Origin of the sequence: Streptomyces sp. NPDC012769 (assembly GCF_042901205.1) — a bacterium.
In the GTDB taxonomy this organism is placed as follows: domain Bacteria; phylum Actinomycetota; class Actinomycetes; order Streptomycetales; family Streptomycetaceae; genus Streptomyces.
The window spans coordinates 95,790-121,070 of the sequence record NZ_JBIBCP010000006.1 but is presented as its reverse complement, the minus strand read 5'-3'; the positions used below and the strand labels follow the sequence as shown (position 1 = coordinate 121,070).

The following is a 25,281-nucleotide window of genomic DNA, read 5'->3' as shown; positions in this document are numbered from 1 at the left end:
CAGGCCACCTGCCGAACACCACGCAGTCACCCGACCCGTGGGCCGCCGGTCAGTCCGGCCGGCTCCCGTCCGGACCTAGGCGGACGGGACCAAGGCCCACGGGTCGTCTGCATGACGGGGTCGAGGCACGGCCCGTCACGGGGACAGCCGCTCCACCCGCCAGGAGCCGTCGCCCTCCCGCACGTACCGCAGCCGGTCGTGCAGCCGGTTCTCGTGCCCCTGCCAGAACTCCACCGTCTCCGGTACGACCCGGACGCCGCCCCACTCCGGCGGCACCGGCACCTGCTCGCCCTCCGGGTAGCGGGCGTGCAGCTCCTCGTACCGGGCGAGCAGCTCGGCCCGCGACTCGATCACCGAGGACTGGTGACTGGCCCACGCGCCCAGCTGGGAGCCGTGCGGGCGGGTGCGGAAGTACGCCACGGTCTCGTCCCGTCCGGTGCGGGCCGCGCGGCCCGTGACGATCACCTGGCGGGCCAGCGGGTGCCAGGGGAAGAGCAGCGACACGTACGGGTTGGCGTCCAGCTCCCGGCCCTTGCGGGAGTGGTAGTTCGTGAAGAACACGAAGCCGGCGTCGTCGTAGTGCTTGAGCAGCACGGTGCGGGAGGACGGCCGGCCGTCGGAGGTGGCGGTGGAGACGACCATCGCGTTCGGCTCGTGGATGGCCGGATTGGCGGCGGTCTCCTTGAACCAGCGCGCGAACTGTTCGACCGGTTCGGGTGCGAGGTCCGCCACGGTCAGCTCCATGGTCCGGTACTGCTCGCGCATGTCGGCGGGATCGAGAGCGTCGGTCACGGGCCCATCCTGCCGTAGCGTCCCAGTGTGCCCGGCACCGCATGGCGCTAATCCTTCGTCGCCGGATCGGCGCACTGTGCCGGATGTCACCTTTCCCCGCATCATCGGAACCGTACAGACTCATCCGCTGGATCACTGTTCCGTTCCGCCAACCGGCCGCCGGGATGATTGATCATCGATCACATCGGCGTATCGACGTATCGATCACACCGGCGTTTCGCCACATCGCGCAGAGGAGCCGCCTCATGTCTGACTTCGTACCGGGACTCGAAGGAGTCGTCGCGTTCGAGACCGAGATCGCCGAGCCCGACAAGGAGGGCGGCGCCCTCCGCTACCGCGGGGTCGACATCGAGGACCTGGTCGGCCATGTCTCCTTCGGCAACGTCTGGGGCCTGCTCGTCGACGGCGCCTTCAACCCGGGCCTGCCCGCCGCCGAGCCGTTCCCGATCCCGGTGCACTCCGGGGACATCCGCGTCGACGTCCAGTCCGCGCTCGCCATGCTCGCGCCGGTCTGGGGCCTCAAACCGCTCCTGGACATCTCCGCCGAGCAGGCCCGCGACGACCTCGCCCGCGCCGCCGTGATGGCCCTGTCGTACGTCGCCCAGTCGGCGCGCGGCCAGGGCCTGCCGATGGTGCCGCAGAGCGAGATCGACAAGGCGCAGTCGATCGTCGAGCGGTTCATGATCCGCTGGCGCGGCGAGCCGGACCCGAAGCACGTCAAGGCCGTCGACGCCTACTGGACCTCGGCCGCCGAGCACGGCATGAACGCCTCCACCTTCACCGCCCGCGTCATCGCCTCCACCGGCGCCGACGTGGCCGCCGCCCTGTCCGGCGCCGTCGGCGCCATGTCCGGCCCGCTGCACGGCGGCGCGCCGTCCCGCGTCCTCGGCATGATCGAGGAGATCGAGCGCACCGGCGACGCGACGGCGTACGTGAAGCAGGCGCTCGACAAGGGCGAGCGGCTCATGGGCTTCGGCCACCGCGTCTACCGCGCCGAGGACCCGCGCGCCCGCGTCCTGCGCCGCACGGCGAAGGAGCTCGCGGCGCCCCGCTTCGAGGTCGCCGAGGCCCTGGAGAAGGCCGCCCTGGAGGAGCTGCACAACCGCCGCCCGGACCGGGTCCTGGCGACGAACGTCGAGTTCTGGGCCGCGATCGTCCTCGACTTCGCCGAGGTCCCGGCGCACATGTTCACCTCCATGTTCACCTGCGCCCGCACGGCCGGCTGGTCGGCGCACATCCTGGAGCAGAAGCGCACCGGCCGCCTGGTCCGCCCCTCCGCCCGCTACACCGGCCCCGGCCAGCGGGACCCGCGCGAGATCGAGGGCTACGCCGACATCGTCGGCTGACGGTCCCGGCAGGGGTCACCGGCCGGTGGTCACCGCGACATCGCCGGCCGGCCCGCCGCCGCGAGCAGGTCCGCGTGGTGGCGGGCCGCCGCCAGCGGATGGGCGCGGAGCTTGCCCTTCAGCTCGTTCCGGCCGTACTCGGCGAACAGCGGGTTCGCCGGGTCGGCCGTGACGCCCGGCGCCACGGCGGCGTAGGGGAACTCCAGCGGCGCGATCCGGGCGTCGAGCCGCGGGTTGTAGAAGAACGGGACGGAGTACCGTTCCGTCGCCCCGGGCGGCGAGACGACCCGGTGGTGGGTGGCGACCAGGTAGCCGTTCGTCGCCACCTCCAGCAGCTCGCCCAGGTTCACCACGAACGCGCCCGGCAGCGGCGGCACGTCGTGGAAGACCCCGTCCTCCCGCTCCACCTGCAGCCCGCCCACCTGGTCCTGGAGCAGCAGCGTGAGGAAGCCGTAGTCCTTGTGCGCGCCGACGCCCTGGTCGTCGCCCTCGCCGCTGCTGCCCGGGTAGCGGACCAGCTTCAGCTGCGGGTGGGCGCGGGAGCCGAAGGCGTCGTCGTAGAAGTCGGGCCGGGCGCCGATCGAGGCGAGCAGCTCGTGCAGCAGCCGCTCGGCGACCCAGGAGAGCCGCTCGATCCAGTTCAGCGCGGCGAGCCGCAGCTCCGGCAGGGCCTCGGGCCACTGGTTGGGGCCCTGCAGCCACCAGTACGGCGGCTCCCCCGGCCCCGGGATGTGCGCGGGCCGCTCGGCCCCGATGTCCAGCTGGTCCCGCCAGTCCCGCGCCCCGCCGGTCCGCTCGTCCCCGATCCGGGTGTAGCCGCGGAAGTGCGGCGAGTTCGTGGTGTCCAGGGCCAGCCGCTCGGGCTCCGGCAGCGCGAAGAAGGCCCGCATGGCGCTGGTGAGCGCCCGCGTCTCGGCGTCCGTGACGCCGTGCCCGACGAGCTGGAAGAAGCCCACGTCATGGGCGGCGGAATGGAGCTGCGCGTGCAGCAGACGACGGGCCCGGGGACCCCGGTCGGCCGCGGCGAGGTCGACGATGGGGAGCTGGGAGGCGTACGACGGGGACGGGGCGTACGACGGGTGCGGTGAGGGATGGCTCATGGCGTGCGTCCGCGAAGGTGTACGAGGAAGGTGTACGGAAGGGGCCGGGCGACGGGTTCAGAGGTGACCCGGACACCCCATGCTCGCGACGCGGAGCAGATCCACGTGGCGGCGACGTACGAGCGCAGGCATGCGACCAGCGTACTGCGGGCCCCACGGCTCCGCCCCGGAGCGGGAGCTCAGCCCAGCGCCTCGTCCAGGAGGGCCGCCCACTGGGCCACCACCCGCTCCCGCCGGGCCCGGTCGTCGGTGAGGAGGGTGGCGAGCCCCAGGCCGCGGGCCATGTCGAGCAGGCCCTGCACGCACTCCCGTACGCCCGGCCGGGACTCGTCCGCGCCCAGCAGCTCGACGGCGATCCGGTGGGACTCGCGGCCCACCTTGGCCTCCAGCTCCGTGACGCGGGGCCGGAGCTGCTCCTCGTTCGAGGCGGCCACCCACAGGTGGAGGGCGGCGCGGAACAGCGGGCCGGTGTAGAGGTCGACGAGGGCCGCGACCACCGAGCGGCGGTCCTGCGTGGGCAGGGTGCGCAGCGCCTGGGAGCGTTCCTCGGCGACGTACTCGACGGCCGCCGTGAACAGGTCCTCCCGGGTCGGGAAGTGATGCTGGGCCGCGCCGCGCGACACCCCGGCCCGCTCGGCGACCACGGCGACGGTGGAGCCCGCCCAGCCGCGCTCGGCCAGACAGGCCACCGCCGCCTCCAGGAGCCGCTGCCGGGTGGCGCGGCTCCTGTCCTGCTTCGGGCCGGCCTTGGCGCCGCCGTTCCTGGCTCCGTCCTGTGGGCCGGTCACGTCCGCCATGTCACAACCGCCATGCTGGGTCCCGTCGTTCGAGGAAGGCCGTCATCCCTTCGCGTGCCTCGGCCGAGGCGAACAGCGAGGCGGACAACTGGACCAGTTCCTCCGCGTCGCGCTCGAAGGCTGCCAGGACTTTAGCCGTGACCAGCCGCTTCGCCTCGCGCAGCCCCTGCGGGGAGGCCGCGCGCAGGCCGTCGAGGATCGCCGGGAGGTCGGCCGCGCCGGCCGTGACCAGGCCCATGGCGCGGGCCTCGGGGACGCCGAAGCGCTCGCCCGTCAGGTAGTAGCGGGCCGCCGCGCGGGGCTCCAGCTTGGGCAGCAGGGTCAGGGAGATCACCGCGGGCGCGACCCCGATCCACACCTCCGAGAGCGCGAAGTCGGAGCCGTCCGCCGCCAGCACCACGTCGCACGCCCCGAGCAGCCCGAGCCCGCCGGCGCGGGCGTGGCCGGAGACGAGGCCGACCACCGGCTTCGGCAGCTCGACGATCTGCCGGAGCAGGTCGACGAAGGCGTACGGTCCGGGCGGTGCCTTCAGGTCGGCGCCGGCGCTGAAGGTGGAGCCGGTGTGGGTGAGCACCAGCGCCCGGACCGCCGGGTCCTTGGCGCAGGCGGCGAGCGCCTCGGCGAGCTCGGTGACGAGCGGCGCCGACAGCGCGTTGCGGTTGGCCGGGGAGTCCAGGGTCAGGGTGGTGATCCCGCGGTCGGAATCCGTACGGACGAGGCTCATGCGCGGTCCCTCAGTTCCCGGCGCAGGATCTTGCCCGACGCCGCTCGGGGCACGGTGTCGACGAACTCCACCTGCCGGATCTTCTTGTACGGGGCGACCCGCTCGGCGACGTGGGCCATGACCTCCTCGGCGGTGAGCCCGGCCGCGGCCGGCTGGCGCACCACGAACGCCTTCGGTATCTCGGTGCCGTCGGCGTCCCGCACCCCGATGACGGCCGCGTCGGCGACGCCGTCGTGGGTGAGGAGCAGGGCCTCGAGTTCGGCCGGGGCGACCTGGAAGCCCTTGTACTTGATGAGTTCCTTGACCCGGTCGACGACGAACAGCCAGCCGTCCTCGTCGACCCGCCCGATGTCCCCGGTGTGCAGCCAGCCGTCCGCGTCGACCATGGCGGCGGTGGCCTCGGGCCGGCCGAGATAGCCCTTCATGACCTGCGGGCCGCGGATCGCGATCTCGCCCTCCTCGCCGGGCGCCGCGTCCTTCGGCGGGTCGGCGGGGTCGCGGGGGTCGCCCGGGTCGTCGAGGGAGACGAGCCGCATCTCGGTGCCGGGCAGCAGCTTGCCCACCGTGCCGGGCGGCGGGTTCTTCGCGGCGAGCGGCACGAGGTGGGTGGCCGGGGAGAGTTCGGTCATCCCGTACGCCTGGAGGATCGGCGGCAGTCCGAGGCGCGCCGAGCAGGCCTCGGCGAGCGCCGCGTCCAGCGGGGCGGCGGAGCAGACGATGTACCGCAGCGACGACAGGTCGTAGGAGGCGACCGACGGGTGCTTGGCGAGCGCGAGGACGATCGGCGGGGCCACGTACAGGGCGGTGATGCGGTGCTTCTCGATGGCGGCGAGGAAGCCGTCGAGCTCGAAGCGGGGCAGCACGACGACGGTGGCGCCGCGCCGCAGCGGGGCGTTCATCAGCGCCGTCAGGCCGTAGACGTGGAAGAACGGCAGCACGGCGAGGATGCGGTCGCCGGGGCCCATCGGCATGAGCGGTTCGAGCTGGGCGAGGTTGGTGGCGATGGAGGCGTGGGTGAGCATCACGCCCTTGGGGACTCCGGTGGTGCCGGAGGAGTACGGGAGGGCCGCGAGGTCCGTGGCCGGGTCGATGTCCGGTGCCGGGTCGGGCGCGGTCGAGCCGAGGAAGGTCTGGAGCGAGCGGACGCCGTCGCCCTCGGGGCCCGCCGGCGGCTGGTCGCAGACGAATATCTCCCGTATCCCGCCCGCGAGTTCGGCGGCGGCCCGCGCGGTCGCGAGCAGCGGCGACACGGTGACGATCCAGCGGGCGGAGGAGTCGCCGAGCTGCCGGGCGAACTCCTCGGGCGTGGCCAGCGGGTGCACGGTGGTGACGGAGGCCCCGGCGCGCGTGGCGGCGTAGAAGGCGATCGGGAACAGCACGGTGTTGGGGCTGTGCAGGGCGAGCACGTCGCCCTTGCGGACGCCGGCCTCGGCGAGCCCGGCGGCGACCCGCCGGTGGAAGGCGTCGACCTGCGCGTACGTGAGGGTGAGCGCCCCCTCCGCGCCGGTGCCGTCGATCAGGGCCGGGGTGTCGCCGCGCTCGGCGGCGTGGCCGAGGACGGCGTCGTGGATGGGGAGGGACACCACCGGAACGTCCGCGTACTCGCTGTGAAACACCATGCGTGCGTGCCCCCTGACTCTGGGTGGTTGGTGGCGACAGGATGGCTTGTGCGGGTGCGGCTTGGGGAGACCCTGGCAGCACGCGGACAAACAATCAAGCGCGCATGCATGGTTCGGGAATCGTGCTGGCGGCGGGCGGCGGGCGCGGCTACGATCGCCGCGATGACGACTCTTCCGCTGATCAGATTGGGGGACCCGTCCGCGCAAGGTGAGTGCTGATGGCCACTCGATCCTTCGCCGCGAACGGTGACTCCCGTTCCCTTTCCCTCTCCCGTCTCTCCTTCTGGCCGCGCGTACGCGAGTTCGCCGTGTCGGCCACCGCGATCGAGACCGCGACCGCCCGGCGCCTCGTCGGCGACTGGGCCGGTGCGTGCGCCGCCGCGGGCTTCGACGTCGACCTGGACCTCACGTCGCTCGCACGTACGCACGGTTCGGCTCTCGCCGCCCGCGTCCGCTCCGATCTCCGGCACCTGGCGCCGGACCTGGTGCGGTGGCACCTGCCGAGGATCGCCCCGGACGGGCTCCTGCGCCCCGGGCTCACCGTGCCGCTCGCCCGGTACGGCGAGGTGCACCTCGTGGTGCGCACGGCGCCGGCGTGGGCGGACGGCGGGCAACGGCTCAGCCTGGCGCTGTGGGACGGCACGGCCGCGTTCCAGGCGCCGGGCACGCACCCGCGTCCCCGGCCCGGCCGGCGCTTCCGCTTCGATCTGCACCGCCACCTCTGGGACGCGCGCCGGGCCGGCGAGCTGCGGGCCAGATCGGGGGCGGACCTCGACCGCGACCGCGATCCGACGTGGTCCGATCCCGAGGGGCTGATGGGGCTTCAGGGGCTCGGGGAGCTCCAGGGGCTCACGTGGCCTGCGTTCGGGCTGCGCCCGGCCGTCGAGCGGTGGGCGGACGAGGCCCGGATCGTGCTCCGGGCCGAGGGGCGCTCCCACGGGGCCGTGGCCGTACGGGCCGGAGCCCGGCGGCTCGTCCTCGACGTCGGACCGGACGGCGGCGTACGGATCACCGCACCGCCCCGGGGCGGCCGCGGCGGCGCCGGGAACCGACCGCCCCGGCCCCTTCCCCATCCGCTGCCGCTGCTGCCGGACGCGGCGACCTGGGTCCCGCCCGACCTGGAGCTGCTCCGGGCCGGCGCGATCGAGCCCGGCCGACTGCACCCGCTGGTCGCCGACGCGCTCGTACCGGGACACGAACCGGCCGCGACCCCGGCACCGGCGCCGCACGATCCGGGCCGCCCCCGGGTCGTCGAGTGCCGCGGGGCCCCGCACCGGATCGGCCTGGTCGACGGCGTCCTGTCCGCGCTGGACCACGACCCCGCCGAGATCCGGCGGGAGGAACTGCTGGCCGCCCTGTCCGGGCCCCCACTGCCCTGTCTGCGGGCCATCGACGAGGCGCACCGCCGCCCCGACTGCCTCAGCGGTGTCCGCGAACGTCTGGATCACGGCGACACCGCCGGGGCCCTGGCCGTCGTCGAGGGCCTGCTCGGGCCCGGTGCGGTGCTGCGCGACGGGGCGCTCCGGGAGGCCCTGGAGGCGGCGGCCCGACGGCGGATCACCTACGGGCTGTACCGGGCGGGCCTGAGCGGGCCCGCGCGCCCGCTCGTCCCGGGGCGCCCCCGCCCCAAGGACCACCGCCCACGTCCCCGCCTCGCCGAATCCGCCGGCCCGGTGCCGATCTGCTGCTGACCCGGCCTCCGTATGTCCCGGAACTCAGCCGAACCTTCCGTACTTCCTCCGACGACCGAGCGCGTGCCCACGACCGCCCGGCGCTCCACACCCCTTCTTCCACCCCGCCAGACCCACAGGTGACCTCTATGACCACATACGCTCCTTCTGTTCCCGCTCCCTCCTCAGGGCTCGACATCGCCGCCCGACTCCTCGGCCTGCTGCGCGACACGACCACCGAACCCCGCCCCAACCCCCCGCTCGAAGCCCTGACCCTGGCCGTCGCCGCCGACCTGCCGGTCCTGCTGTGGGGCGAGCCGGGCATCGGCAAGACCGCCGCCCTGACCCAGCTCGCCGAGTCCCTGGACCTGCCGCTGACCACGGTGATCGCCAGCGTGCACGAGCCGTCGGACTTCTCCGGCCTGCCCGTCGTCGGCGACGACCCGGCGGAACAGGGCGTACCGCTCGCCCCGCCGGACTGGGCCGTGCGGCTCGTACGGGCCGGCCGCGGGCTGCTGTTCCTGGACGAGCTGTCGACCGCGACCCCCGCCGTCCAGGCGGCGCTGCTCCGCCTCGTCCTGGAGCGGCGCATCGGGTCGCTGCGGCTGCCGCCCGACGTGCGGATCGTGGCCGCCGCCAACCCTCGGGCCTCGGCCGCCGACGGCTGGGAGCTGAGCGCTCCGCTGGCCAACCGCTTCGTGCACCTGCAGTGGACCCACGACCACGAGGTGGTGGTGCGCGGCCTCGGCGGCACCTGGCCCCGGGCCACGCTGCCGCGGCTCGACCCCGCGCGGCTGCCGGAGGCCGTGGACGTCGCCCGCCGGGCGGTGTGCGGGCTGCTCACGGCGCGGCCCGCGCTCGTGCACCGGCTGCCGGGCACCGAGACCCGGCGGGGCGGCGCGTGGCCGTCGCCCCGCAGCTGGGACATGGCCCTGTCCCTGATCGCCTTCGCCACCGCCGCCGGTTCCTCCCGGGACGTGCTCTCGCTCCTCGTACGCGGCACCGTGGGCGACGGCGCGGGCCTCGAACTGCTCGCCTGCCTCGACCGGATGGACCTCCCCGACCCGGAACTCCTGCTCGCCGACCCGGGGAACGCCGAGCTGCCCGAGCGGGGCGACCGCCGACAGGCCGCCCTGGAAGGAGTGGTGGAGGCGGTCAAGGCGCGGCCCGACCAGGGACGGTGGGACGCGGCCTGGGCGCTTCTGGTCCGCGCGATGGAGACCGGGGCGCCCGATCTGGTGGTGGTGCCGGCCACCACCCTGGCCGCGCTGCGGCGGGAGGAGTGGGACGTCCCGACGGAGATCGAGCGGCTGGCCGGTGCCGTGTCGCTGTCCCGCCGGACCGACCGCTCGGTGGCGCGGGCGGCGACGGCGGAGAGCGCCGCCGGAAGCGGGGCGGGCCGATGAGCACGGTGACCACCCCCGGGCGGACGCCCTCCGACCGGGCGTCCCTGGACCGGCCGTCCCTCGACCCGGCGCCCCTCGACCCGGCGCCCCTCGACCTCGACCGGGAGAAGCTGTTCGCCGCGCGCCTCCATGCCGTCCGCGTACGGCCGTATCTGGCGACCGCGTTGTTCGCCCTGACCGTCGTGGAGTCGCGGCGGGTGCCGACCATGGCCGTCGACCGCCACTGGCGGTGCTACGTCTCGCCCTCCTTCGTGGCCCGCACACCGGTCGAGCAGCTCGCCGGGGTGTGGGTGCACGAGGTGTCCCACCTGCTGCGGGACCACCACGGCCGCGGCGACCGGGTCGCCCGCGCACGCGGCCTGACCGGCGCGGGCGACCGGCTGCGCATCAACATCGCCGCGGACTGCGAGATCAACGACGACGTGTACGGGGACGGTCTCGTACGGCCCGAGGGCGCGGTGGTGCCGCAGACGCTCGGCCTCCCGGCGGGCGAACTCATGGAGGACTACCTGGGCCGGTTCGGCCTCGGGACGTGGCTGCCGGACGCGGCCGCCTGGCTGGACTGCGGCAGCGGCGCCGACGGCCTGGAACGGGACTGGGACCTCGGCCCGGACGGTGCGCACGGCCTGAGCGAGCAGGAGCGGACGCGGTCCGCTTCCGCGTCGCGCAGGGCATCACCGGCGCACCGGGCGACACGCCCCGCGGCTGGCGGCGCTGGGCGGAGGAGGCGTTCCATCCGCCGCAGGCCTGGCGGCAGTTGCTGGGCGCGGCGGTACGGTCGGCCGCCTCCGGATCGGGCGCGGGCCAGGACCACAGCTTCGGCCGGCCCTCGCGCCGCCAGGTCGCGCTGCCCGGCACCGTCCTGCCGAGCCTGCGCCGCCGGCCGCCCCGGGTGTCCGTGATCATCGACACCTCGGGGTCGGTCAGCGACGGCGAGCTCGGCAGCGCCCTCCTGGAGGTGGCCGCGATCTCCCGCGCCGTCGGCGGCCGCCGCGACCTCGTCAGCGTGCTCCCCTGCGACGCGTCGGCCAACGTGGTGCATCCGCTGTGCAAGGCGGAGGGCATCCCCCTGCTCGGCGGCGGTGGCACCGGTTTCGCCACCGCCCTGCGCACCCCGCCCCGCCCGGACGTGATCGTCGTCCTCACCGACGGGCAGACGCCCTGGCCGGAGCGTCCGCCGTGCCGTACGGTCGTCGGCCTGTTCCCCCGCCTCGGCCCGGCCCGTCGGGTGAACGAGGACAACCCCGACTACATCCCGAAGGGCCCCCCGGACTGGGCCCGAGTGGTCCGCATCGGCTGAGGACACGCGGCCCGGGGGATCAGGAAGGGGAAGGGGACGGGGACGGGGACGGGGACGGGGAAGGGGACGGGGATCAGGACCAGGCGGGGGCGGGCTGGTCCTTGTCGGCCGGGAGCCAGACGCCCATGGTCGTGGGGTCGAGCGGGATCGAGATGTGCTCGTGCGTGATCGACCAGGTGCCGTCCTCGGACCGGCGCAGGCAGACGCTCTCCCGTACCCATATCGACGCCTGGAGCCCGCCCTTGCGCTCCCCCGAGTCCAGGTGGAGCATGTGCGCGAACGCGGTGTCCGCGCCGACCGCGAGGGTGAGGTCGTGCGTCTCCAGGCCGATGGGGCCGACGTATCCGTCGAACCAGCGCAGGAAGTTGCGGCGGATCTCGTCGGTGCCGGTGAACCGGAGCGGGGGGACGACGTCGTAGTAGACGGCGTCGGGCGCGTAGAAGGACATGAGCCGGTCGATGTCCTTCGACTTCTGGGCGTCGGCGCGGCTCGCCAGGAGCGCCCGGATCTCGGCCTCGGACCCGGTCCCGGACTCGAACTCGTGGGTGGTGGTCATCGCGTACTCCTTCGGTGTGGGCGTGCTGCTGCTTACGACGAGCCGGCCCTGCGGAATGTGAGGCGGGGCCCCACCTCACATTCCGGGGCGCTGTCCCGTCGTGGAGGAGAGGGAAGATCCGACCGAGGGAGCCGCGAGACCATGACGACCACCCCGTCCGCGCCGGAAGACGGCCGGCTCGGTCCGACGACGGGCGCCGTCGTCGCCGAACGCCGACGGCTGACCAACCTCGCCTACCGGATGCTGGGGTCCCTGGCCGAGGCCGAGGACGTCGTCCAGGAGACGTACGCCCGCTGGTACGCGATGTCGGAGCCGCAGCGGGAGGCGGTGGAGTCCCCCGGCGGCTGGCTGATGAAGGTCGCCGGGCGCATCTGCCTCGACGTGCTCCGCTCGGCGCGGGCGCGGCGGGAGCGTTACGTGGGGGAATGGGTGCCCGAGCCGCTGCCCGCGCGCACCGAGTGGCCCGTCGGGGCGGCGGACGGCAGCACGGCCGATCCGGCGGACCGCGTCACGCTCGACGAGTCGGTCGGCATGGCCTTCCTCGTGGTCCTGGAGTCGATGACTCCGGCCGAGCGCGTCGCGTTCGTCCTGCACGACGTCTTCCGCTATCCCTTCGCCGAGGTGGCCGACATCGTCGGCCGCAGCCCGGCGGCCTGCCGCCAGCTGGCGTCCTCGGCCCGCCGCCGTATCGACGCCTCGCGGCCTCCCGCCTCGCCCAAGGCCCAACGGGCCCGGGTCGTGCGGGACTTCAAGCAGGCGTGGGAGGCCCAGGACATCGACGCCCTCATCGGCCTGCTCGATCCCGACGCCGTCGCCGTCGGGGACGGCGGCGGACGCGTCACGGCCTCGCTGCACCCGATCGAGGGCGCCGGGTCCGTCGCCCGCTTCTTCGCCGCCCGGACCCTCCCGGGCCGGCTCACGGTCCGGGAGTGCACGGTCAACGGCCAGCCCGGCCTGGCGGCCCGCCTCGACGATGCCGTCGTGTCGGTCTACGCCTTCGACATCGCCGACGGCCGGATCCGCCGCATCTGGGCCGTCCTCAACCCCGAGAAGCTCCGCCCGTGGACGACGGCGTGACCCCGCCGCCCGCCACGAGGTCGGCCACGTGGACTTCGAGGTGAAGGACAGCCAGTGGATCGACGAGGTCGCGGTCCTGCCCGAGAAGGCAGTCGACGATCGCGAGCGGGTCGAGTACGACCTGGGCACCCCCCGGGTGTGGGTGGACACCTAGACCGGCGGAGCGGCCGCGGGCGTCAGTACGACTTGGGCAGTCCCAGGGTCTGGGTGGAGACGTAGTTGAGGATCATCTCCCGGCTGACCGGGGCGATCCGTGCCACCCGGGCCGCCGTGATCAGCCGGGCGAGGCCGAACTCCTTGGTCAGACCGTTGCCGCCGAGGGTGTGGACGGCCGTGTCGACGGCCTTCACGCAGGCCTCCGCCGCCGCGTACTTCGCCATGTTGGCGGCCTCGCCCGCGCCGACGTCGTCGCCCGCGTCGTACAGGGCGGCGGCCTTCCGCATCATGAGCCGGGCGAGTTCCAGGTCGATGTGGGCCTGGGCCAGCGGGTGGGCGATGGCCTGGTGGGCGCCGATGGGGGCCTTCCAGACCTGGCGTTCCCCGGCGTACGTCACGGCCTTCGCCAGGGCGTGGCGGCCCATGCCGATCGCGAACGCGGCGGTCATGATCCGTTCGGGGTTGAGGCCCGCGAAGAGCTGGAGCAGACCGCCGTCCTCGTCGCCGACCAGGGCGTCCCCCGGCAGGTGGACGTCGTCCAGGGTGAGTTCGAACTGCTTCTCGTCGGCGTCGAGTTCCATCTCGATGGCCCGGCGCCCGAAGCCGGGCGTGTCGCGCGGGACGACGAAGAGGCAGGGCTTGAGGGTGCCGGTGCGGGCGTCGGAGGTGCGGCCGACGATGAGGGTCGCGTCGGCGATGTCGACACCGGAGACGAAGACCTTGCGCCCGCTGAGGACCCAGCCGTCCTCGGTGCGGGTGGCGGTGGTGGTGATGCGGTGGGAGTTGGATCCCGCGTCGGGCTCGGTGATGCCGAAGGCCATCGTGCGGGTGCCGTCGGCGAGCCCGGGCAGCCAGGCGGCCTTCTGCGCGTCGGTGCCGAAGCGGGCGATCACGGTGCCGCAGATCGCCGGCGAGACCACCATCATCAGCAGCGGCGCACCGGCCGCGCCCGCCTCCTCCAGGACGATCGACAGCTCGGCCATGCCGCCGCCCCCGCCGCCGTACTCCTCGGGGAGGTTCACGCCGAGGTAGCCGAGCTTGCCCGCCTCGGCCCACAGCGCGGCCCGGTCGAAGCCCGGTCCGTGCCGGCGCCCGAGGGCGGAGACGGCGGCGCGCAGGGCGGTGTGCTCCGGGGATTCCACGATCGTGCTCATGCGGATGCTTCCTCCTGGGCTTCGGTCGGTACGTCGGCCCGCTGACCGGGCTGTACGACGGGCTGTACGACGGCGAGCAGGGCACCGACATCGACCTGGCGGCCGGGGGCGGCGTGGAGCGCGGTGAGCGTGCCGGAGGCGGGCGCGGTGACCCGGTGTTCCATCTTCATGGCCTCCAGCCAGAGCAGGGCCTGCCCGGCCTCGACCCGGTCGCCGACGGCGAGGCCCTCGGCGACGCGGACGACGGTGCCGGGCATGGGGGCGAGCAGGGAGCCGGGGGCGGTCTGCTCGCGGGGGTCGGTGAAGCGGGGGCGGGCGGTGAGCCGGTGCGGGCCGGCGTGGACGGTGCCGTCGGGGTACGCGGTGACGTCGACGTCCCGTGCGACTCCGGCGACCTCCAGGCGTACGCGGTCGGGGGCGGCCGCGAGGACGCGGACGCCCGGCGGGGCGGTCACCTCGTAGCCACCGCCGCGCGCGGGCCGGTAGCGGACCTCGTGGCCGCCGTAGACCCTGGTCTCGTCCTGGGAGCGGACGTTGCGCCAACCGCCGCCGAATCGGCCCCGGTCGGCGGCCGCCCGGGCGATCGCGGCGGCTACGGCGGCGTGCGCCTCGCCGTCCCGGGGCCGGGTCAGCGCGTCCAGGTGGCGTCCGTAGAAGCCGGTGTCGAGCCGGTCGGGATCCTGGAAGTCGGGGTGGCGCAGCGAGGCGACGAGCAGGTCCCGGTTGGTGACCGGTCCGTGGACGCGGGCCCGGTCCAGGACCCGGGCCAGCTTGCGCACGGCCGCGGCCCTGGTCGGGGCGCTCACGACGACCTTGGCGAGCATGGCGTCGTAGTGCACGGGGACGGAGTCGCCGGAGGCGTAGCCGGTGTCGACCCGTACGCCCGGTCCGGCCGGGAACTCCAGGGCGTGCAGCACACCGGTCTGCGGGGTCCATCCGGTGGCCGGGTCCTCCGCGTAGAGCCGGGCCTCGACGGCGTGGCCGCGGGGGGCGGGGGGCTCCGGGTCCAGTGCCGCGCCCTCGGCGACCGCGATCTGGAGGGCGACCAGGTCCACTCCGTAGACCTCCTCCGTCACCGGGTGCTCGACCTGGAGGCGGGTGTTCATCTCCAGGAAGTGGGCCCGGCCGTCGGCGACCAGGAACTCGACGGTGCCCGCGCCGACATAGCCGACGGCCTTCGCGGCCGCCGCCGAGCGCTCGTACAGCTCGTCGGCGAGCGCGGCCGGCAGGCCGGGCGCCGGGGCCTCCTCGACGACCTTCTGGTGGCGGCGCTGGAGGGAGCAGTCGCGGGTGCCGAGCGTCCACACGGTGCCGTGGGTGTCGGCGAGGATCTGCACCTCGACGTGGCGGCCGTTCTCCACGTACGGCTCGACGAACACCTCGCCGTCCCCGAAGGCGCTCGCCGCCTCGGCCGAGGCCGCCGCCAGCTCCGCCTCCAGCGCGGCGAGTTCCCGGACGACACGCATGCCGCGGCCGCCGCCGCCCGCCGCCGCCTTCACCAGGACCGGCAGGTCGGCCTCGGTGACCTCGGTGAGCGGGCGGACACCCATGAGCTCCTTCGCCCGGGTCTTCGACGCCATCGCCTCGATCGCCTCCGGCGGCGGCCCGATCCACACCAGGCCCGCCGCCAGCACCGCCTGCGCGAATTCCTTGTTCTCGGAGAGGAATCCATAGCCGGGGTGGACGGCGTCGGCGCCCGCCGCGAGGGCGGCCGCCACCACCAGGTCGCCGCGCAGATACGTGTCCGCCGGCGCCGCCCCCGGCAGCCGTACGGCCGCGTCGGCCTGCCGTACGTGCAGGGCGCCCGCGTCCGCGTCGGAGTACACCGCCACGGTCGCGATGCCGAGGTCACGGCAGGTGCGGAAGACCCGGCAGGCGATCTCGCCCCGGTTGGCGACCAGGACGGTGGAGATCAGTCGATCGGTCATCAGTGCCTCACATCCTGAAGACGCCGAAGCCGCCGCGCGCGCCCTCGACCGGTGCCGTGTGGATCGCGGACAGGCAGAGCCCGAGGACGGTGCGCGTGTCGCGCGGGTCGATGACCCCGTCGTCGTACAACCGCCCGGAGAGGAACATCGGCAGCGACTCCGACTCGATCTGCGCCTCCACCAAGGCGCGCAGTCCGGCGTCGGCCTCCTCGTCGTAGGGCTGCCCCTTCGCCTCCGCCGAGGCGCGGGCGACGATCGACAGCACGCCGGCGAGCTGCTGCGGGCCCATGACGGCGGACTTGGCGCTCGGCCAGGCGAAGAGGAAGCGCGGGTCGTAGGCCCGGCCGCACATGCCGTAGTGCCCGGCGCCGTAACTCGCCCCCATCAGGACGCTGAGGTGCGGCACCTTCGAGTTCGACACCGCGTTGATCATCATGGCGCCGTGCTTGATGATGCCGCCCTGCTCGTACTCCCTGCCCACCATGTAGCCGGTGGTGTTGTGCAGGAAGAGCAGCGGGATGTCCCGCTGGTTGGCGAGCTGGATGAACTGGGCGGCCTTCTGCGACTCGGCGGAGAAGAGCACGCCCCGCGCGTTGGCGAGGATGCCGACCGGGTAGCCGTGCAGGCGCGCCCAGCCGGTCGTGAGCGAGGCCCCGTACAGCGGCTTGAACTCGTCGAAGTCGGAGCCGTCGACGATCCGGGCGATGACCTCGCGCGGGTCGAAGGGGGTCTTCAGGTCGCCGGGGACGATCCCGAGGAGCTCCTCCTCGTCGTACTTCGGCGGTTCGACGAGCCCGGGGGCCGGATCGGGGTGGGCCTTGCGGTGGTGGAGCCGGGCGACGATCCGGCGGGCCTGGCGCAGGGCATCGGGCTCGTCGAGGGCGTAGTGGTCGGCGAGGCCGCTGGTCCGCGCGTGCATCTCGGCGCCGCCGAGCGACTCGTCGTCGCTCTCCTCGCCGGTCGCCATCTTCACCAGCGGCGGCCCGCCGAGGAAGACCTTCGACCGCGCCTTGATCATCACGGTGTGGTCGGACATGCCGGGGACGTAGGCCCCGCCGGCGGTCGAGTTGCCGAAGACGACCGCGATGGTCGGGATGCCGGCGGCGGAGAGGCGGGTCAGGTCACGGAAGAGCGCGCCGCCCGGGATGAAGATTTCTTTCTGAGAGGGAAGATCCGCGCCGCCGGACTCGACGAGCGAGATGACGGGCAGCCGGTTGGCGTACGCGATCTCGTTGGCCCGCAGCGCCTTCCTCAGGGTCCAGGGGTTGGAGGCGCCGCCGCGCACGGTGGGGTCGTTGGCGGTGATCAGGCACTCGACGCCCTCGACCACGCCGATGCCGGTGACCAGCGAGGCGCCCACCGGGTAGTCGCTGCCCCAGGCGGCGAGCGGGGACAGCTCCAGGAACGGCGAGTCGGGGTCGACGAGCAGCTCGATCCGCTCGCGGGCGAGCAGCTTGCCGCGCCGGCGATGCCGCTCGGTGTACTTCTCGCCGCCGCCGGCGAGCGCCTTGGCGTGCTCGGCGTCGAGCGCGGCCAGCTTCTCCAACATGGCGGCGCGGGCGGCGGCGTGGTCGGGTCCGCCGGTGTCGAGGGCGGAGGCGAGGACGGTCACAGCAGTACCTCCGGTATGTCGAGGTGGCGGGAGCGCAGCCACTCCCCCAGGGCCTTGGCCTGCGGGTCGAAGCGGGCCTGTGAGGCGACGCCCTCGCCGAGGATCCCGGCGACGGTGAAGTTCAGCGCCCTGAGGCGGGGCAGGACGTGCCGGGTGACCGGGAGTTCCTTCGTCTCGGGAAGCAATTCCCGGAGGAGGTCGACGGTGAGGGTGTGGGCGAGCCAGCGCCACTCCTCCTCCGTGCGCACCCAGACGCCGATGTTGGCGTCACCGCCCTTGTCTCCGCTGCGGGCCCCGGCGATCCGTCCCAGCGGGGCCCCGCGGACCGGTCCCGGCGGCAGCGGCAGCGGCAGTTCCGGGTCGGGTACGGCGGCGAGGGCCCGGCTCCCCGGCGGTGCGGGGACGGGAAGACGGGTGCCGTCCGGCAGCACGGCCGTGTGCGGGACCTCGTCAGCGCGGACGTGGTCGGTCTCGAAGACCCCGTAGGGGGCGCCCTTGCCGGGCGGGGCGGTGACATGGAAGCCGGGGTAGCTCGCGAGGGCGAGTTCGATCGCCGCCCCTGTCAGGGTGCGGCCGACCTTCTCGGGGTCGGGGTCGCGGACGACCAGCCGGAGCAGGGCGCTCGCGGTCTCCTCGGTGGCGGCGTCCTCGCGATCTCCGCGGACGAGCTCCCAACGGACTTCGGCGGGAGCCGACTTGGCGAGGGCGTCGTCGATCTGGGCGCGGACCAGGGCCGCCTTGGCCTCGATGTCGAGGCCGGTGAGCACGAAGACGACCTCGTTGCGGAAGCCGCCGAGCCGGCACAGCCCCGCCTTGAGCGTCGGGGGCGGCGCCTCACCCCGTACGCCGTGGATCCGGACCCGGTCGGGGCCCTCCTGGGTGAGCCGTACGGTGTCGAGCCGGGCGGTCACGTCGGGCCCGGCGTAGCGGGCGCCGGCGGTCTCGTAGAGGAGCTGCGCGGTGACCGTGCCGATGTCGACGAGCCCGCCCGTGCCCGGGTGCTTGGTGATCACGGCGCTGCCGTCGGCGTGCAGTTCGGCGAGCGGGAAGCCGGGCCGCCGGAGGGCGGCCGGGCCGTGGTCGGTGAAGAAGGCGTAGTTGCCGCCGGTGGCCTGGGTGCCGCACTCCAGGACGTGTCCGGCGACGACCGCGCCGGCCAGCTCGTCGTACGCCTCGGGCCCCCAGCCGAAGAACCACTGCGCGGGCCCGGTGACGAGCGCGGCGTCGGTGACCCGTCCGGTGACGACGACGTCGGCGCCCGCGGCGAGGCAGGCGGCGATGCCGGCGCCGCCGAGGTAGGCGTTGGCGGCCAGGACGTCCCGCGCGGGCGGCAGCCGGTCGCCCTCCACGTGGGCGATCCGGGCCGGGACGCCGAGCCGGCCGGCGAGCTCGCGCAGGGCGTCGGCGAGGCCGGCCGGGTTGAGGCCGCCCGCGTTGGCGACGATCCGCACCCCGCGCTCGTGGGCGAGGCCGAGGCCCTCCTCCATCTGGCGCAGGAAGGTCTTCGCGTAACCGGCGGAGGGGTCCTTGAGCAGGTCGCGGCCGAGGATGAGCATGGTCAGTTCGGCGAGGTAGTCGCCGGTGAGGACGTCGAGCTCCCCGCCGGTGAGCATCTCGCGGACCGCGTCGAAGCGGTCGCCGTAGAACCCGGAGGCGTTGCCGATCCGCAGGATCACGACCCGGCCCCCTGAGGGGGTCGCCCCTGGCCGGCCGGGCCGGCGAAGGCCTGGGCGATGCCCAGCCACTCCTCGGCGTCGGCGCCCTGCGCGACGAGGGCGGTGTCGGCGCGGTGCACGCGCTGGGTGACCAGGAGGCAGAAGTCGAGGGCGGGCCCGGTGACCAGCTGCGGGGCGTCCTCGGGCCCGAACGACCACACCGCGTCGCCCAAGGCGCCGTCGGCGACGCCTTCGGGCGCGGTGAGCTCGAGGCGGAAGGGTGCGGCGGGTGGCGTGAGTCCGCGCACCAGATAGGCGTAGTCCCGGGCCCGCAGTCCGATCCAGGCCACGTGCCGCAGCCGGGCCGTCGGCGCCCGTACGACCCCGAGGGCGTCGGCCACGTCCTGGCCGTGCGCCCAGGTCTCCATCAGCCGTGCGGTGGCGAGCGACCCGGCGCTCATCGGCGGCCCGTACCAGGGGAAGCGGGTCCCGGGTGCCGCCTCCCGCAGCACCCGGTGCAGCCGCTCGCGACCGTCCCGCCAGCGGGCGAGCAGCACGCCGGGCGCGAGCGCCGCGCCCTCCTCGGCGCCCTCGTCGACGAACCGGTCGGGGGCGGCGAGCGCCTTCTCGACCTCGACGGCGAAGGCCCCCGGATCGGTCGCGGCGAGCAGCGCCGCCGCGTCGGTCCAGGCGAGGTGAGCGATCTGGTGGGCGACCGTCCAGCCCGGCGCGGGCGTCGCCGCAGCCCACCGCTCCTCGCTCAACCCCCGTACGAGCAGGTCGAGTTCCTCGCTCTCGGCACGCAGATCGGCAAGAACGCCGGCGGGGTCGGACACGGAGCGCTCCCCTCGGGGACGGGCGGGTCACGGACGTGCGTGAGGAGCATGGCAGTCGGACCAGAAACAATCAAGCGTGCTTGCTTTAAAGATTCCCGGGCGGAGCCGAAGCGGCCCGGTCCCGCGCGCCGCGGCCTTCCGCCCGCCACTCCCCGTACAACCCTTGGCCATGCCCGGTCGTCGTACTGGTCGCCCCCCGCGGCTCTCCCGCAGCACCATCCGACGAATGACCGAGGAATCACCATGCGCCTCAAAACAGCGGCGGTCGCCTCGACCGCCGCACTCCTCCTGACCGTTCCGGTCGCGGCGGCCCAGGCGGATCCGAACGCACCGGCCACCACGCAGCCGGCCGCTCCGGCCGCTCCGGCCGCCGACCGGGCCGCGGAACCGGTGGACCTCGCGGCCTCGCTGGTCGCCAAGCCCGCCTCGGTCGCCCCGGGCGGCTTCTTCGACCTGGAGGTCGGCGGAAAGCTCGTCTCGGGTCCGGTGCGGAAGCTGGACGTCACGGTCACGCTGCCCGCCGGCATCACCTACGCGGAGAGCGACAGCGCGATCGACTGCCGCCCGAGCGCGGACGGCCGGTCGTTCACCTGCCCCGACCGGGAGCCGATGACGTCCGGCTCCCTCGGCATGCCCGTGACCCTGCGGGTCGACAAGAACGTGGCCGTCGGCACCGACCTGGTCCTCACCGGCAAGGTCACCCCCGTCGGCGCGACCGACGACAAGCCGGCGAACGACACGGCCACCGTCACGGTCAAGACGACCCGGACCGCCGACCTCGGCGTCGAGTGGAAGCCGTCCTCGAAGACCGTACGGCCGGGCGAGGACGTGCCGGTGGACCTCGTGGTGACCAACCACGGCCCCGATGTGGTCCAGCAGGCGATCGTCTCCCTGGCCATGTACGGCGAACACAACGTCGGCCCCAAGGGCGGGGACAGGCGCTGCTGGTACGACCCGGGCTCGGGCATCTGCGAGAGCTACGAGGACCTCGCGCCGGGCGAGAGCGTCACCTTCACCCTCGTCTGGAACCTCCCCAAGGAGGCGGTCGGCACGACTCTCCGCACGGAGGCGAGTCTGCACGTCGACGCGGCCCGTGACCTGGTGCGGGAGAACAACTCGGACGACCTTCACCTGAAGGTCGTCAAGGGCTCGACCCCGACGGCCCCGTCGACCGCGAAGCCCACGGCGAAGCCGACCGCGACGGCGACCGCCTCGCCGTCGTCCACCACGGCCGCCCCGCAGCCCTCGCACTCCGCGCAGGGCACCGGAGGCAACCTGGCGGACACGGGCTCCGGGCCGCTGCCCGCGCTGGCCGGCACCGCGGCCGCCCTGGTCGCGGCCGGCGGCGTGTTCCTCGTCCGGACCCGCCGACGGGCCCGCCGGGAGCACTGAGCCCGAGCCGGGAGGGCTCGTCAGGTGCTGCGGCGGGGGCGGGGTACCAGTTCCCCGCCGCAGTTGGGGCAGACGTCCGCCATCGCGTCGGCGCACGGCACGCAGAAGGTGCACTCGTACGTACAGATCCGGGCGGGGGCGTCGACGGGCAGGGTGGTCGTCTCGCAGCGTTCGCAGCGTTCGCGCATCTCAAGGGCCATGCCCCCATCCTGCGGACGGCCCGCGCGCCGGGAAACCGGGCGCGGGCCAAAGATCAACGGGATCGGGACATCTGGGTCCGCACGGCACCCATGCTGGCCGCGATGACCAGCGCGATCGCGAGCGCGTCGGCCGGGCCGAGCGCCTGGTGGAGGACGAGGAAGCCGGCGGTGGCGGCGATGGCCGGTTCCAGGCTCATCAGGATGGCGAAGGTGGGCGCGGGGAGGCGGCGCAGGGCGAGGAGTTCGAGGGTGTAGGGCAGCACGGAGGACATCAGCGCGACGCCGAGGCCCAGGCCGATCGTCGACGGGACGAGCAGCCGGTCACCCGCCTCCAGGATGCCGAAGGGCAGGCTGAGGACCGCGCCGAAGGCCATCGCGAGGGCCAGGCCGTCGGCCTGCGGGAAGCGTCGGCCGGTGCGGGCGCTGAAGACGATGTACGTGGCCCACATGGCGCCGGCGGCGAGGGCGAAGCCCGCACCGGCCGGGTCCAGCCGGTCGAAGCCGCCGCCGCTGAGGAGGACGACGCCGCCGAGGGCGAGGCCCGCCCAGAGGAGGTTCACCAGGCGGCGCGAGGCGAACACGGAGAGGGCGAGCGGGCCGAGCACCTCCAGGGTGACGGCGGCGCCGAGCGGGATCCGGTCGACCGCCAGGTAGAAGAGGACGTTCATGCCGGACATGGCGGCGCCGAAGGCGAGCACGGTGCCCCAGTCGGCGCGGCCGTAGCCGCGGAGCCGGGGGCGGCAGACGGCGAGCAGGACGACGGCGGCGAGCACGAGCCGCAGGGTGACGACGCCGAGGGCGCCGGCCCGGGGCATGAGCAGGACGGCGAGGGCGGAGCCGAACTGGACGGACAGGCCGCCGGCCACGACGAGCGCCACGGGACCGAGCCGGCCGGCCCCGCGGGCCACCCCGGCCCCGCGGGCCACCCCGCCCCCGCGGGCAGCGGAACCGGTGACCGCTCCGGCGGCGGCCTCGGGGGTGGCGGCCGAGGCCACGGCGGATATGTCCTTGACCGGGCTGTCCACCGGCGTGCTCCTTGCCTAGCTGTCGATCATGAGTCCATTACGTTGGACCATCCAGTCCACAGTAATGGACTGGTTCCGTTTTCGCCGCCACCCCCTCCCCTCCGCACGCTACGAGCCGGCGCGCGGCGCGTGAAATGCCGATTGCGCTGCGGTTATGCTCCGCACGCATGAGCCGCACGAGCATCGAGCTCCGCCACCTCCGCTGCTTCCTCGCCATCGCCGACGAGGGCAACCTGACCCGGGCCGCCCTCCGCCTCCACCTCACCCAGCCCGCCGTCTCCCGCACCCTGGCCGCCCTGGAGAAGCACCTCGGCGCCCGGCTCGTCGACCGCTCCACCCACCACCTCGCGCTCACCCCCGAGGGCCGCGCCTTCCACGAGCGGGCCGCCGCCGCGGTCGCCGCCTTCGACGCGGCCGTCGACCCCGACCGGCTCCGCCACCGCCCCCTGCGCCTCGGCCACGCCTGGTCGGCCTTCGGCCCGTACACCACGCCCCTCCTGCGCCGCTGGCAGCGCGACCACCCCGAAACGCCCCTGGAACTGCTCCGCGTCGACGACCGCACGGCCGGACTGCTCCGCGGCGAGGTCGACGCGGCGCTGCTGCGAGGGCCGGTGGAGATCCCGGGCCTGGCCACCGAGGAGCTGCTCACCGAGGACCGGGTGGCCGCCCTGCCGGCCGACAGCCCGCTCGCCGCGCGGCCCTCGCTGACGCTGGCGGACCTCACGGGCGAGACCGCGATCCTCAACCCGGTCTCCGGCACCACCACCCTCGGCCTCTGGCCGGCCGCGGCCCGCCCCCTCTCCACCCTGACCGTCGCCAACACCGACGACTGGCTCGCCGCGATCGCCGCGGGCCGCGGCATCGGCGTCTCGACCGCCTCCACGGCCGCCCTCCACCCCCACCCGGGCGTCACCTACCGCCCCCTTCCCGACGCCCCGCCCCTCCCCCTCCTCCTCGCCTGGCGCCCCACCGCCCGCCACCCCGCGACGGGGGCCTTGGCGGACCTGGCCCGCCGGATCGCCCGCGAGCCGTGGTGAATTCGGCGAACCGCCGTCACGAAGCCGTGAAACTACGGCGGGACCCTGGTGCTCACCACAGCGCGTCCGCGCTTCGTCATCGGGGGGCATCACCATGAGCACCGTTCGCAGAACCGCCACCGCCAGAACCGCCACTGCCGGAACCGCCGTCGTCCTCGTGGCCCTGTCCGCACTGGCCCTCACCGCCTGCGGGCCCTCCGAGGACGGTGCCGCCCCGCCGGCCTCGCCCACCGCTGCGACCACGTCGCCGGTGAAGCCCACGCCGACCACGACTCCCGAAAAGCCGTCGGCGCCCGCGACCCCCACGACGCCCTCGCCGTCGACCGAACCCGACGCGGACGTCTTCCCGTGCAGCACCTTCGACGTGACCTTCAGCGCGACACTGGCCGAGCCCACCACCGGCAGCTATCTGCTCAAGATCACCAACAAGAGCGGCAAGGCGTGCCGGGTGCTCGGCCACCCCGTCGTCACCTTCGGCGAGCTCGACGGGGCGGCGACGGAACGCGGCAAGGCCCCCGGCATCGAGGACGCCATCCGGCTCGCCCCGGGCCGGTCGGCCTACGCCGGGCTGATGGGCGGCCCGCTCACCTCGGAGAGCAAGACCGTCTCGTACATCCGGATGACCATGACCACCGAGTCGGATCTGGAGCAGGTGCCGCTCAAGGCCGCCACCCCCGGCCTCCACGTCACACCCGGCAAGGAGTCCGTGACGCCGTGGGTCGACAACGCCGAGGACGCGCTCAGCCTGTAGCCGGTCTCCGAGGGGGCCGGCTACCGCTCGTCCTGCGCGGCGAGGACCTCGTCGCCGTGCTCGTACCCCCACGCGCCGAGCGCGTCGATCGGGCCCAGCAACGTGCGGCCGAGCGGGCTGAGTTCGTACTCGACGCGCGGGGGCGACTCCGCGTACGCGCGGCGGGTCACGAGCCCGTGGGACTCCAGGCGCCGGACGGTCTCGGTGAGCACCTTGGGGCTGATGCCACCGATCCGCTCGCGCAGCTCCCCGGGCCGGGCGGGCCCGTCGCGCAGGGACCAGAGGACCACCGGGTTCCAGGTGTGGGCGAGCAGGTCGAAGGCGAGGCGGGCCCGGCAGTCGGCGATGAAGGCATCGGTCGTCACTTACCAGATGGTGCCTGACCGCCTCCCTACCGTCGTGGCTGTCGTGAGGTTTTCCCGACAGGGGTTTTTCCCGACAGGAAGGAAGTGCGGTGCGAATCGGCGTACTGGGCACGGGCAACATGGCGGACGCACTGGCCACCCACTGGGTACGGGCCGGGCACGAGGTCGTCGTCGGCGGGCGCGACGAGCAGGGGGCGCGGGAGCTCGCCGCCCGTCTCGGCGGCGGCGCGGGGCACGGAAGTCTGCGCGCGGCGGCCGAGTTCGGCGAGGTGGTACTGGCCGCGCTGCCGTACGGGGCGGGGCAGGAGGTGGTGCGCGAGCTGGGCGCGGCGCTGGAAGGGAAGGTGCTGGTCGACTGCTCGAACCCGGTCGGTCCCGGCTTCGTCCTGCTCACGGACGACCACGGGGAAGACGACGGGGACGACGGCAGCCGGACCGGCGGGGCCTCGGCGGCCGTACGGCTGGCCGCGGCCGCCCCGAACGCCCGCGTGGTGAAGGCGTTCAACCTCTGTCATGAGGACGTGTGGCGGATGGACCCGCCGGTCTTCGACGGGCGGCCGCTCGCCGTTCCCGTCTGCGGCGACGATCCGGCGGCGCTCGCGCTCGTCCACCGGCTGGTACGGGACGCGGGCTGCGAGCCGGTGAACGGCGGCGGGCTCGGCCGGGCCGGGCTCGTGGAGGCGACGGCCGCGCTGTTCATCGGGCTGTGGGTCGGCGAGGGGGCGGACGCGCAGGCGATCGCACCGCCGCTCGCCTTCGCCACCGGGCCCGCCCACGACTGAC

The 25,281-nt window shown here is 74.3% G+C and carries 23 protein-coding genes and 1 pseudogene; 10 read left to right on the top strand and 14 right to left on the bottom strand.

The features are described from left to right. Positions 1–135: 135 nt before the first annotated feature. A complete protein-coding gene (gene pdxH, locus ACFY7C_RS29035) occupies positions 136–765 on the bottom strand; it encodes a pyridoxamine 5'-phosphate oxidase (protein WP_389656908.1) in 630 nt (209 codons plus the stop codon). 272 nt (positions 766–1,037) lie between these two features. Here pdxH and ACFY7C_RS29030 point away from each other — a divergent pair, with 272 nt between their 5' ends. Then, positions 1,038–2,138, top strand: a complete 1,101-nt coding sequence (locus ACFY7C_RS29030) for a citrate synthase 2 (protein ID WP_361574753.1) — start codon at positions 1,038–1,040, stop codon at positions 2,136–2,138. A gap of 29 nt (positions 2,139–2,167) precedes the next feature. On the opposite strand, the gene ACFY7C_RS29025 is transcribed toward ACFY7C_RS29030, so the two are convergent. From ACFY7C_RS29025 to ACFY7C_RS29010, 4 genes are all read right to left on the bottom strand, one after another. After that, complete coding sequence (locus ACFY7C_RS29025; protein ID WP_389655884.1) at positions 2,168–3,238, bottom strand: isopenicillin N synthase family dioxygenase; 1,071 nt, start codon at positions 3,236–3,238, stop codon at positions 2,168–2,170. Between the two features lie 179 nt (positions 3,239–3,417). Then, positions 3,418–4,035, bottom strand: a complete 618-nt coding sequence (locus ACFY7C_RS29020) for a TetR/AcrR family transcriptional regulator (protein WP_389655882.1) — start codon at positions 4,033–4,035, stop codon at positions 3,418–3,420. A 1-nt stretch (position 4,036) separates the two neighbouring features. After that, positions 4,037–4,759, bottom strand: a complete 723-nt coding sequence (locus tag ACFY7C_RS29015; protein WP_389655880.1) for an enoyl-CoA hydratase family protein — start codon at positions 4,757–4,759, stop codon at positions 4,037–4,039. Further along, positions 4,756–6,378, bottom strand: coding sequence for a 4-coumarate--CoA ligase family protein (locus tag ACFY7C_RS29010; protein WP_389655878.1), 1,623 nt, complete (start codon positions 6,376–6,378; stop codon positions 4,756–4,758). Before ACFY7C_RS29010 ends, ACFY7C_RS29015 begins: the two co-directional genes overlap by 4 nt. A 218-nt stretch (positions 6,379–6,596) precedes the next feature. Here ACFY7C_RS29010 and ACFY7C_RS29005 point away from each other — a divergent pair, with 218 nt between their 5' ends. The 3 genes and pseudogenes from ACFY7C_RS29005 to ACFY7C_RS28995 all read left to right on the top strand — a co-directional run bounded on the left by ACFY7C_RS29005 (position 6,597) and on the right by ACFY7C_RS28995 (position 10,754). Next, complete coding sequence (locus ACFY7C_RS29005) at positions 6,597–8,069, top strand: hypothetical protein (RefSeq protein WP_389655876.1); 1,473 nt, start codon at positions 6,597–6,599, stop codon at positions 8,067–8,069. Between the two features lie 128 nt (positions 8,070–8,197). Beyond that, positions 8,198–9,454, top strand: a complete 1,257-nt coding sequence (locus ACFY7C_RS29000; RefSeq protein ID WP_389655874.1) for an AAA family ATPase — start codon at positions 8,198–8,200, stop codon at positions 9,452–9,454. Next, positions 9,451–10,754: pseudogene (locus ACFY7C_RS28995) on the top strand (VWA-like domain-containing protein). The gene ACFY7C_RS29000 and the pseudogene ACFY7C_RS28995 overlap by 4 nt, the downstream one beginning before the upstream one ends. A 73-nt stretch (positions 10,755–10,827) precedes the next feature. Here the strand turns inward: ACFY7C_RS28995 and ACFY7C_RS28990 are convergent. Beyond that, positions 10,828–11,310, bottom strand: coding sequence for a YybH family protein (locus ACFY7C_RS28990; protein ID WP_389655872.1), 483 nt, complete (start codon positions 11,308–11,310; stop codon positions 10,828–10,830). A 141-nt stretch (positions 11,311–11,451) separates the two neighbouring features. Between ACFY7C_RS28990 and sigJ the strand changes: the two genes are divergently transcribed. Both sigJ and ACFY7C_RS28980 read left to right on the top strand, forming a co-directional pair. Further along, positions 11,452–12,387: an RNA polymerase sigma factor SigJ gene (gene sigJ, locus ACFY7C_RS28985; RefSeq protein WP_389655870.1), complete on the top strand. Its 936-nt coding sequence runs from the start codon at positions 11,452–11,454 to the stop codon at positions 12,385–12,387. Between the two features lie 28 nt (positions 12,388–12,415). After that, a complete protein-coding gene (locus ACFY7C_RS28980) occupies positions 12,416–12,541 on the top strand; it encodes a hypothetical protein (RefSeq protein ID WP_389655868.1) in 126 nt (41 codons plus the stop codon). A 22-nt stretch (positions 12,542–12,563) separates the two neighbouring features. On the opposite strand, the gene ACFY7C_RS28975 is transcribed toward ACFY7C_RS28980, so the two are convergent. From ACFY7C_RS28975 to ACFY7C_RS28955, 5 genes are read right to left on the bottom strand one after another with little or no spacing between them, the layout of a single operon-like run. Continuing rightward, positions 12,564–13,697, bottom strand: a complete 1,134-nt coding sequence (locus ACFY7C_RS28975) for an acyl-CoA dehydrogenase family protein (RefSeq protein ID WP_389655866.1) — start codon at positions 13,695–13,697, stop codon at positions 12,564–12,566. Continuing rightward, positions 13,694–15,625 (bottom strand): acetyl/propionyl/methylcrotonyl-CoA carboxylase subunit alpha, encoded by a 1,932-nt coding sequence (locus tag ACFY7C_RS28970; protein ID WP_389655864.1) that lies wholly within the window; start codon positions 15,623–15,625, stop codon positions 13,694–13,696. Before ACFY7C_RS28970 ends, ACFY7C_RS28975 begins: the two co-directional genes overlap by 4 nt. Positions 15,626–15,632: 7 nt before the next feature. Then, positions 15,633–17,237 (bottom strand): acyl-CoA carboxylase subunit beta, encoded by a 1,605-nt coding sequence (locus ACFY7C_RS28965; protein ID WP_389655862.1) that lies wholly within the window; start codon positions 17,235–17,237, stop codon positions 15,633–15,635. Then, a complete protein-coding gene (locus ACFY7C_RS28960; protein WP_389655860.1) occupies positions 17,234–18,913 on the bottom strand; it encodes an acyclic terpene utilization AtuA family protein in 1,680 nt (559 codons plus the stop codon). The genes ACFY7C_RS28965 and ACFY7C_RS28960 overlap by 4 nt, the downstream gene beginning before the upstream one ends. Next, positions 18,910–19,728 (bottom strand): TIGR03084 family metal-binding protein, encoded by an 819-nt coding sequence (locus ACFY7C_RS28955; RefSeq protein ID WP_389655858.1) that lies wholly within the window; start codon positions 19,726–19,728, stop codon positions 18,910–18,912. The genes ACFY7C_RS28960 and ACFY7C_RS28955 overlap by 4 nt, the downstream gene beginning before the upstream one ends. A gap of 243 nt (positions 19,729–19,971) precedes the next feature. Between ACFY7C_RS28955 and ACFY7C_RS28950 the strand changes: the two genes are divergently transcribed. Then, the gene (locus ACFY7C_RS28950) at positions 19,972–21,120 is read left to right on the top strand and encodes a hypothetical protein (RefSeq protein ID WP_389655856.1); all 1,149 of its coding nucleotides are present in this window, start codon (positions 19,972–19,974) and stop codon (positions 21,118–21,120) included. 20 nt (positions 21,121–21,140) lie between these two features. Here ACFY7C_RS28950 and ACFY7C_RS28945 read toward each other — a convergent pair whose 3' ends face one another. Both ACFY7C_RS28945 and ACFY7C_RS28940 read right to left on the bottom strand, forming a co-directional pair. Further along, positions 21,141–21,320: a DUF1272 domain-containing protein gene (locus ACFY7C_RS28945; RefSeq protein ID WP_389655854.1), complete on the bottom strand. Its 180-nt coding sequence runs from the start codon at positions 21,318–21,320 to the stop codon at positions 21,141–21,143. Between the two features lie 53 nt (positions 21,321–21,373). Then, a complete protein-coding gene (locus tag ACFY7C_RS28940) occupies positions 21,374–22,345 on the bottom strand; it encodes a DMT family transporter (RefSeq protein ID WP_389655852.1) in 972 nt (323 codons plus the stop codon). 134 nt (positions 22,346–22,479) lie between these two features. Between ACFY7C_RS28940 and ACFY7C_RS28935 the strand changes: the two genes are divergently transcribed. After that, entirely contained in the window at positions 22,480–23,382 is a 903-nt protein-coding gene (locus ACFY7C_RS28935) for a LysR family transcriptional regulator (RefSeq protein ID WP_389655850.1), read from the top strand. Between the two features lie 94 nt (positions 23,383–23,476). Next, positions 23,477–24,133: a DUF4232 domain-containing protein gene (locus ACFY7C_RS28930; protein ID WP_389655848.1), complete on the top strand. Its 657-nt coding sequence runs from the start codon at positions 23,477–23,479 to the stop codon at positions 24,131–24,133. 20 nt (positions 24,134–24,153) lie between these two features. On the opposite strand, the gene ACFY7C_RS28925 is transcribed toward ACFY7C_RS28930, so the two are convergent. Further along, on the bottom strand, positions 24,154–24,498 hold the full coding sequence (locus ACFY7C_RS28925; protein WP_389655846.1) for a winged helix-turn-helix transcriptional regulator: 345 nt from the start codon (positions 24,496–24,498) through the stop codon (positions 24,154–24,156). 89 nt (positions 24,499–24,587) lie between these two features. Between ACFY7C_RS28925 and ACFY7C_RS28920 the strand changes: the two genes are divergently transcribed. Next, complete coding sequence (locus ACFY7C_RS28920) at positions 24,588–25,280, top strand: NADPH-dependent F420 reductase (protein WP_389655844.1); 693 nt, start codon at positions 24,588–24,590, stop codon at positions 25,278–25,280. The last annotated feature ends 1 nt before the right edge of the window (position 25,281 follow it).

What these genes read in the sequence shown, in the direction of transcription:
- ACFY7C_RS28930 (WP_389655848.1), top strand. Translation starts at nt 23,477, where the DNA reads ATGAGCACCGTTCGCAGAACCGCCACCGCCAGAACCGCCACTGCCGGA.
- ACFY7C_RS28990 (WP_389655872.1), bottom strand. Translation starts at nt 11,310, where the DNA reads ATGACCACCACCCACGAGTTCGAGTCCGGGACCGGGTCCGAGGCCGAG.
- ACFY7C_RS28975 (WP_389655866.1), bottom strand. Translation starts at nt 13,697, where the DNA reads ATGAGCACGATCGTGGAATCCCCGGAGCACACCGCCCTGCGCGCCGCC.
- ACFY7C_RS29020 (WP_389655882.1), bottom strand. Translation starts at nt 4,035, where the DNA reads ATGGCGGACGTGACCGGCCCACAGGACGGAGCCAGGAACGGCGGCGCC.
- ACFY7C_RS29030 (WP_361574753.1), top strand. Translation starts at nt 1,038, where the DNA reads ATGTCTGACTTCGTACCGGGACTCGAAGGAGTCGTCGCGTTCGAGACC.
- ACFY7C_RS28950 (WP_389655856.1), top strand. Translation starts at nt 19,972, where the DNA reads ATGCGCCTCAAAACAGCGGCGGTCGCCTCGACCGCCGCACTCCTCCTG.
- ACFY7C_RS29015 (WP_389655880.1), bottom strand. Translation starts at nt 4,759, where the DNA reads ATGAGCCTCGTCCGTACGGATTCCGACCGCGGGATCACCACCCTGACC.
- ACFY7C_RS29000 (WP_389655874.1), top strand. Translation starts at nt 8,198, where the DNA reads ATGACCACATACGCTCCTTCTGTTCCCGCTCCCTCCTCAGGGCTCGAC.
- ACFY7C_RS29025 (WP_389655884.1), bottom strand. Translation starts at nt 3,238, where the DNA reads ATGAGCCATCCCTCACCGCACCCGTCGTACGCCCCGTCCCCGTCGTAC.
- ACFY7C_RS29005 (WP_389655876.1), top strand. Translation starts at nt 6,597, where the DNA reads ATGGCCACTCGATCCTTCGCCGCGAACGGTGACTCCCGTTCCCTTTCC.
- ACFY7C_RS29010 (WP_389655878.1), bottom strand. Translation starts at nt 6,378, where the DNA reads ATGGTGTTTCACAGCGAGTACGCGGACGTTCCGGTGGTGTCCCTCCCC.
- sigJ (WP_389655870.1), top strand. Translation starts at nt 11,452, where the DNA reads ATGACGACCACCCCGTCCGCGCCGGAAGACGGCCGGCTCGGTCCGACG.
- ACFY7C_RS28935 (WP_389655850.1), top strand. Translation starts at nt 22,480, where the DNA reads ATGCCGATTGCGCTGCGGTTATGCTCCGCACGCATGAGCCGCACGAGC.
- pdxH (WP_389656908.1), bottom strand. Translation starts at nt 765, where the DNA reads ATGCGCGAGCAGTACCGGACCATGGAGCTGACCGTGGCGGACCTCGCA.
- ACFY7C_RS28945 (WP_389655854.1), bottom strand. Translation starts at nt 21,320, where the DNA reads ATGGCCCTTGAGATGCGCGAACGCTGCGAACGCTGCGAGACGACCACC.
- ACFY7C_RS28970 (WP_389655864.1), bottom strand. Translation starts at nt 15,625, where the DNA reads ATGACCGATCGACTGATCTCCACCGTCCTGGTCGCCAACCGGGGCGAG.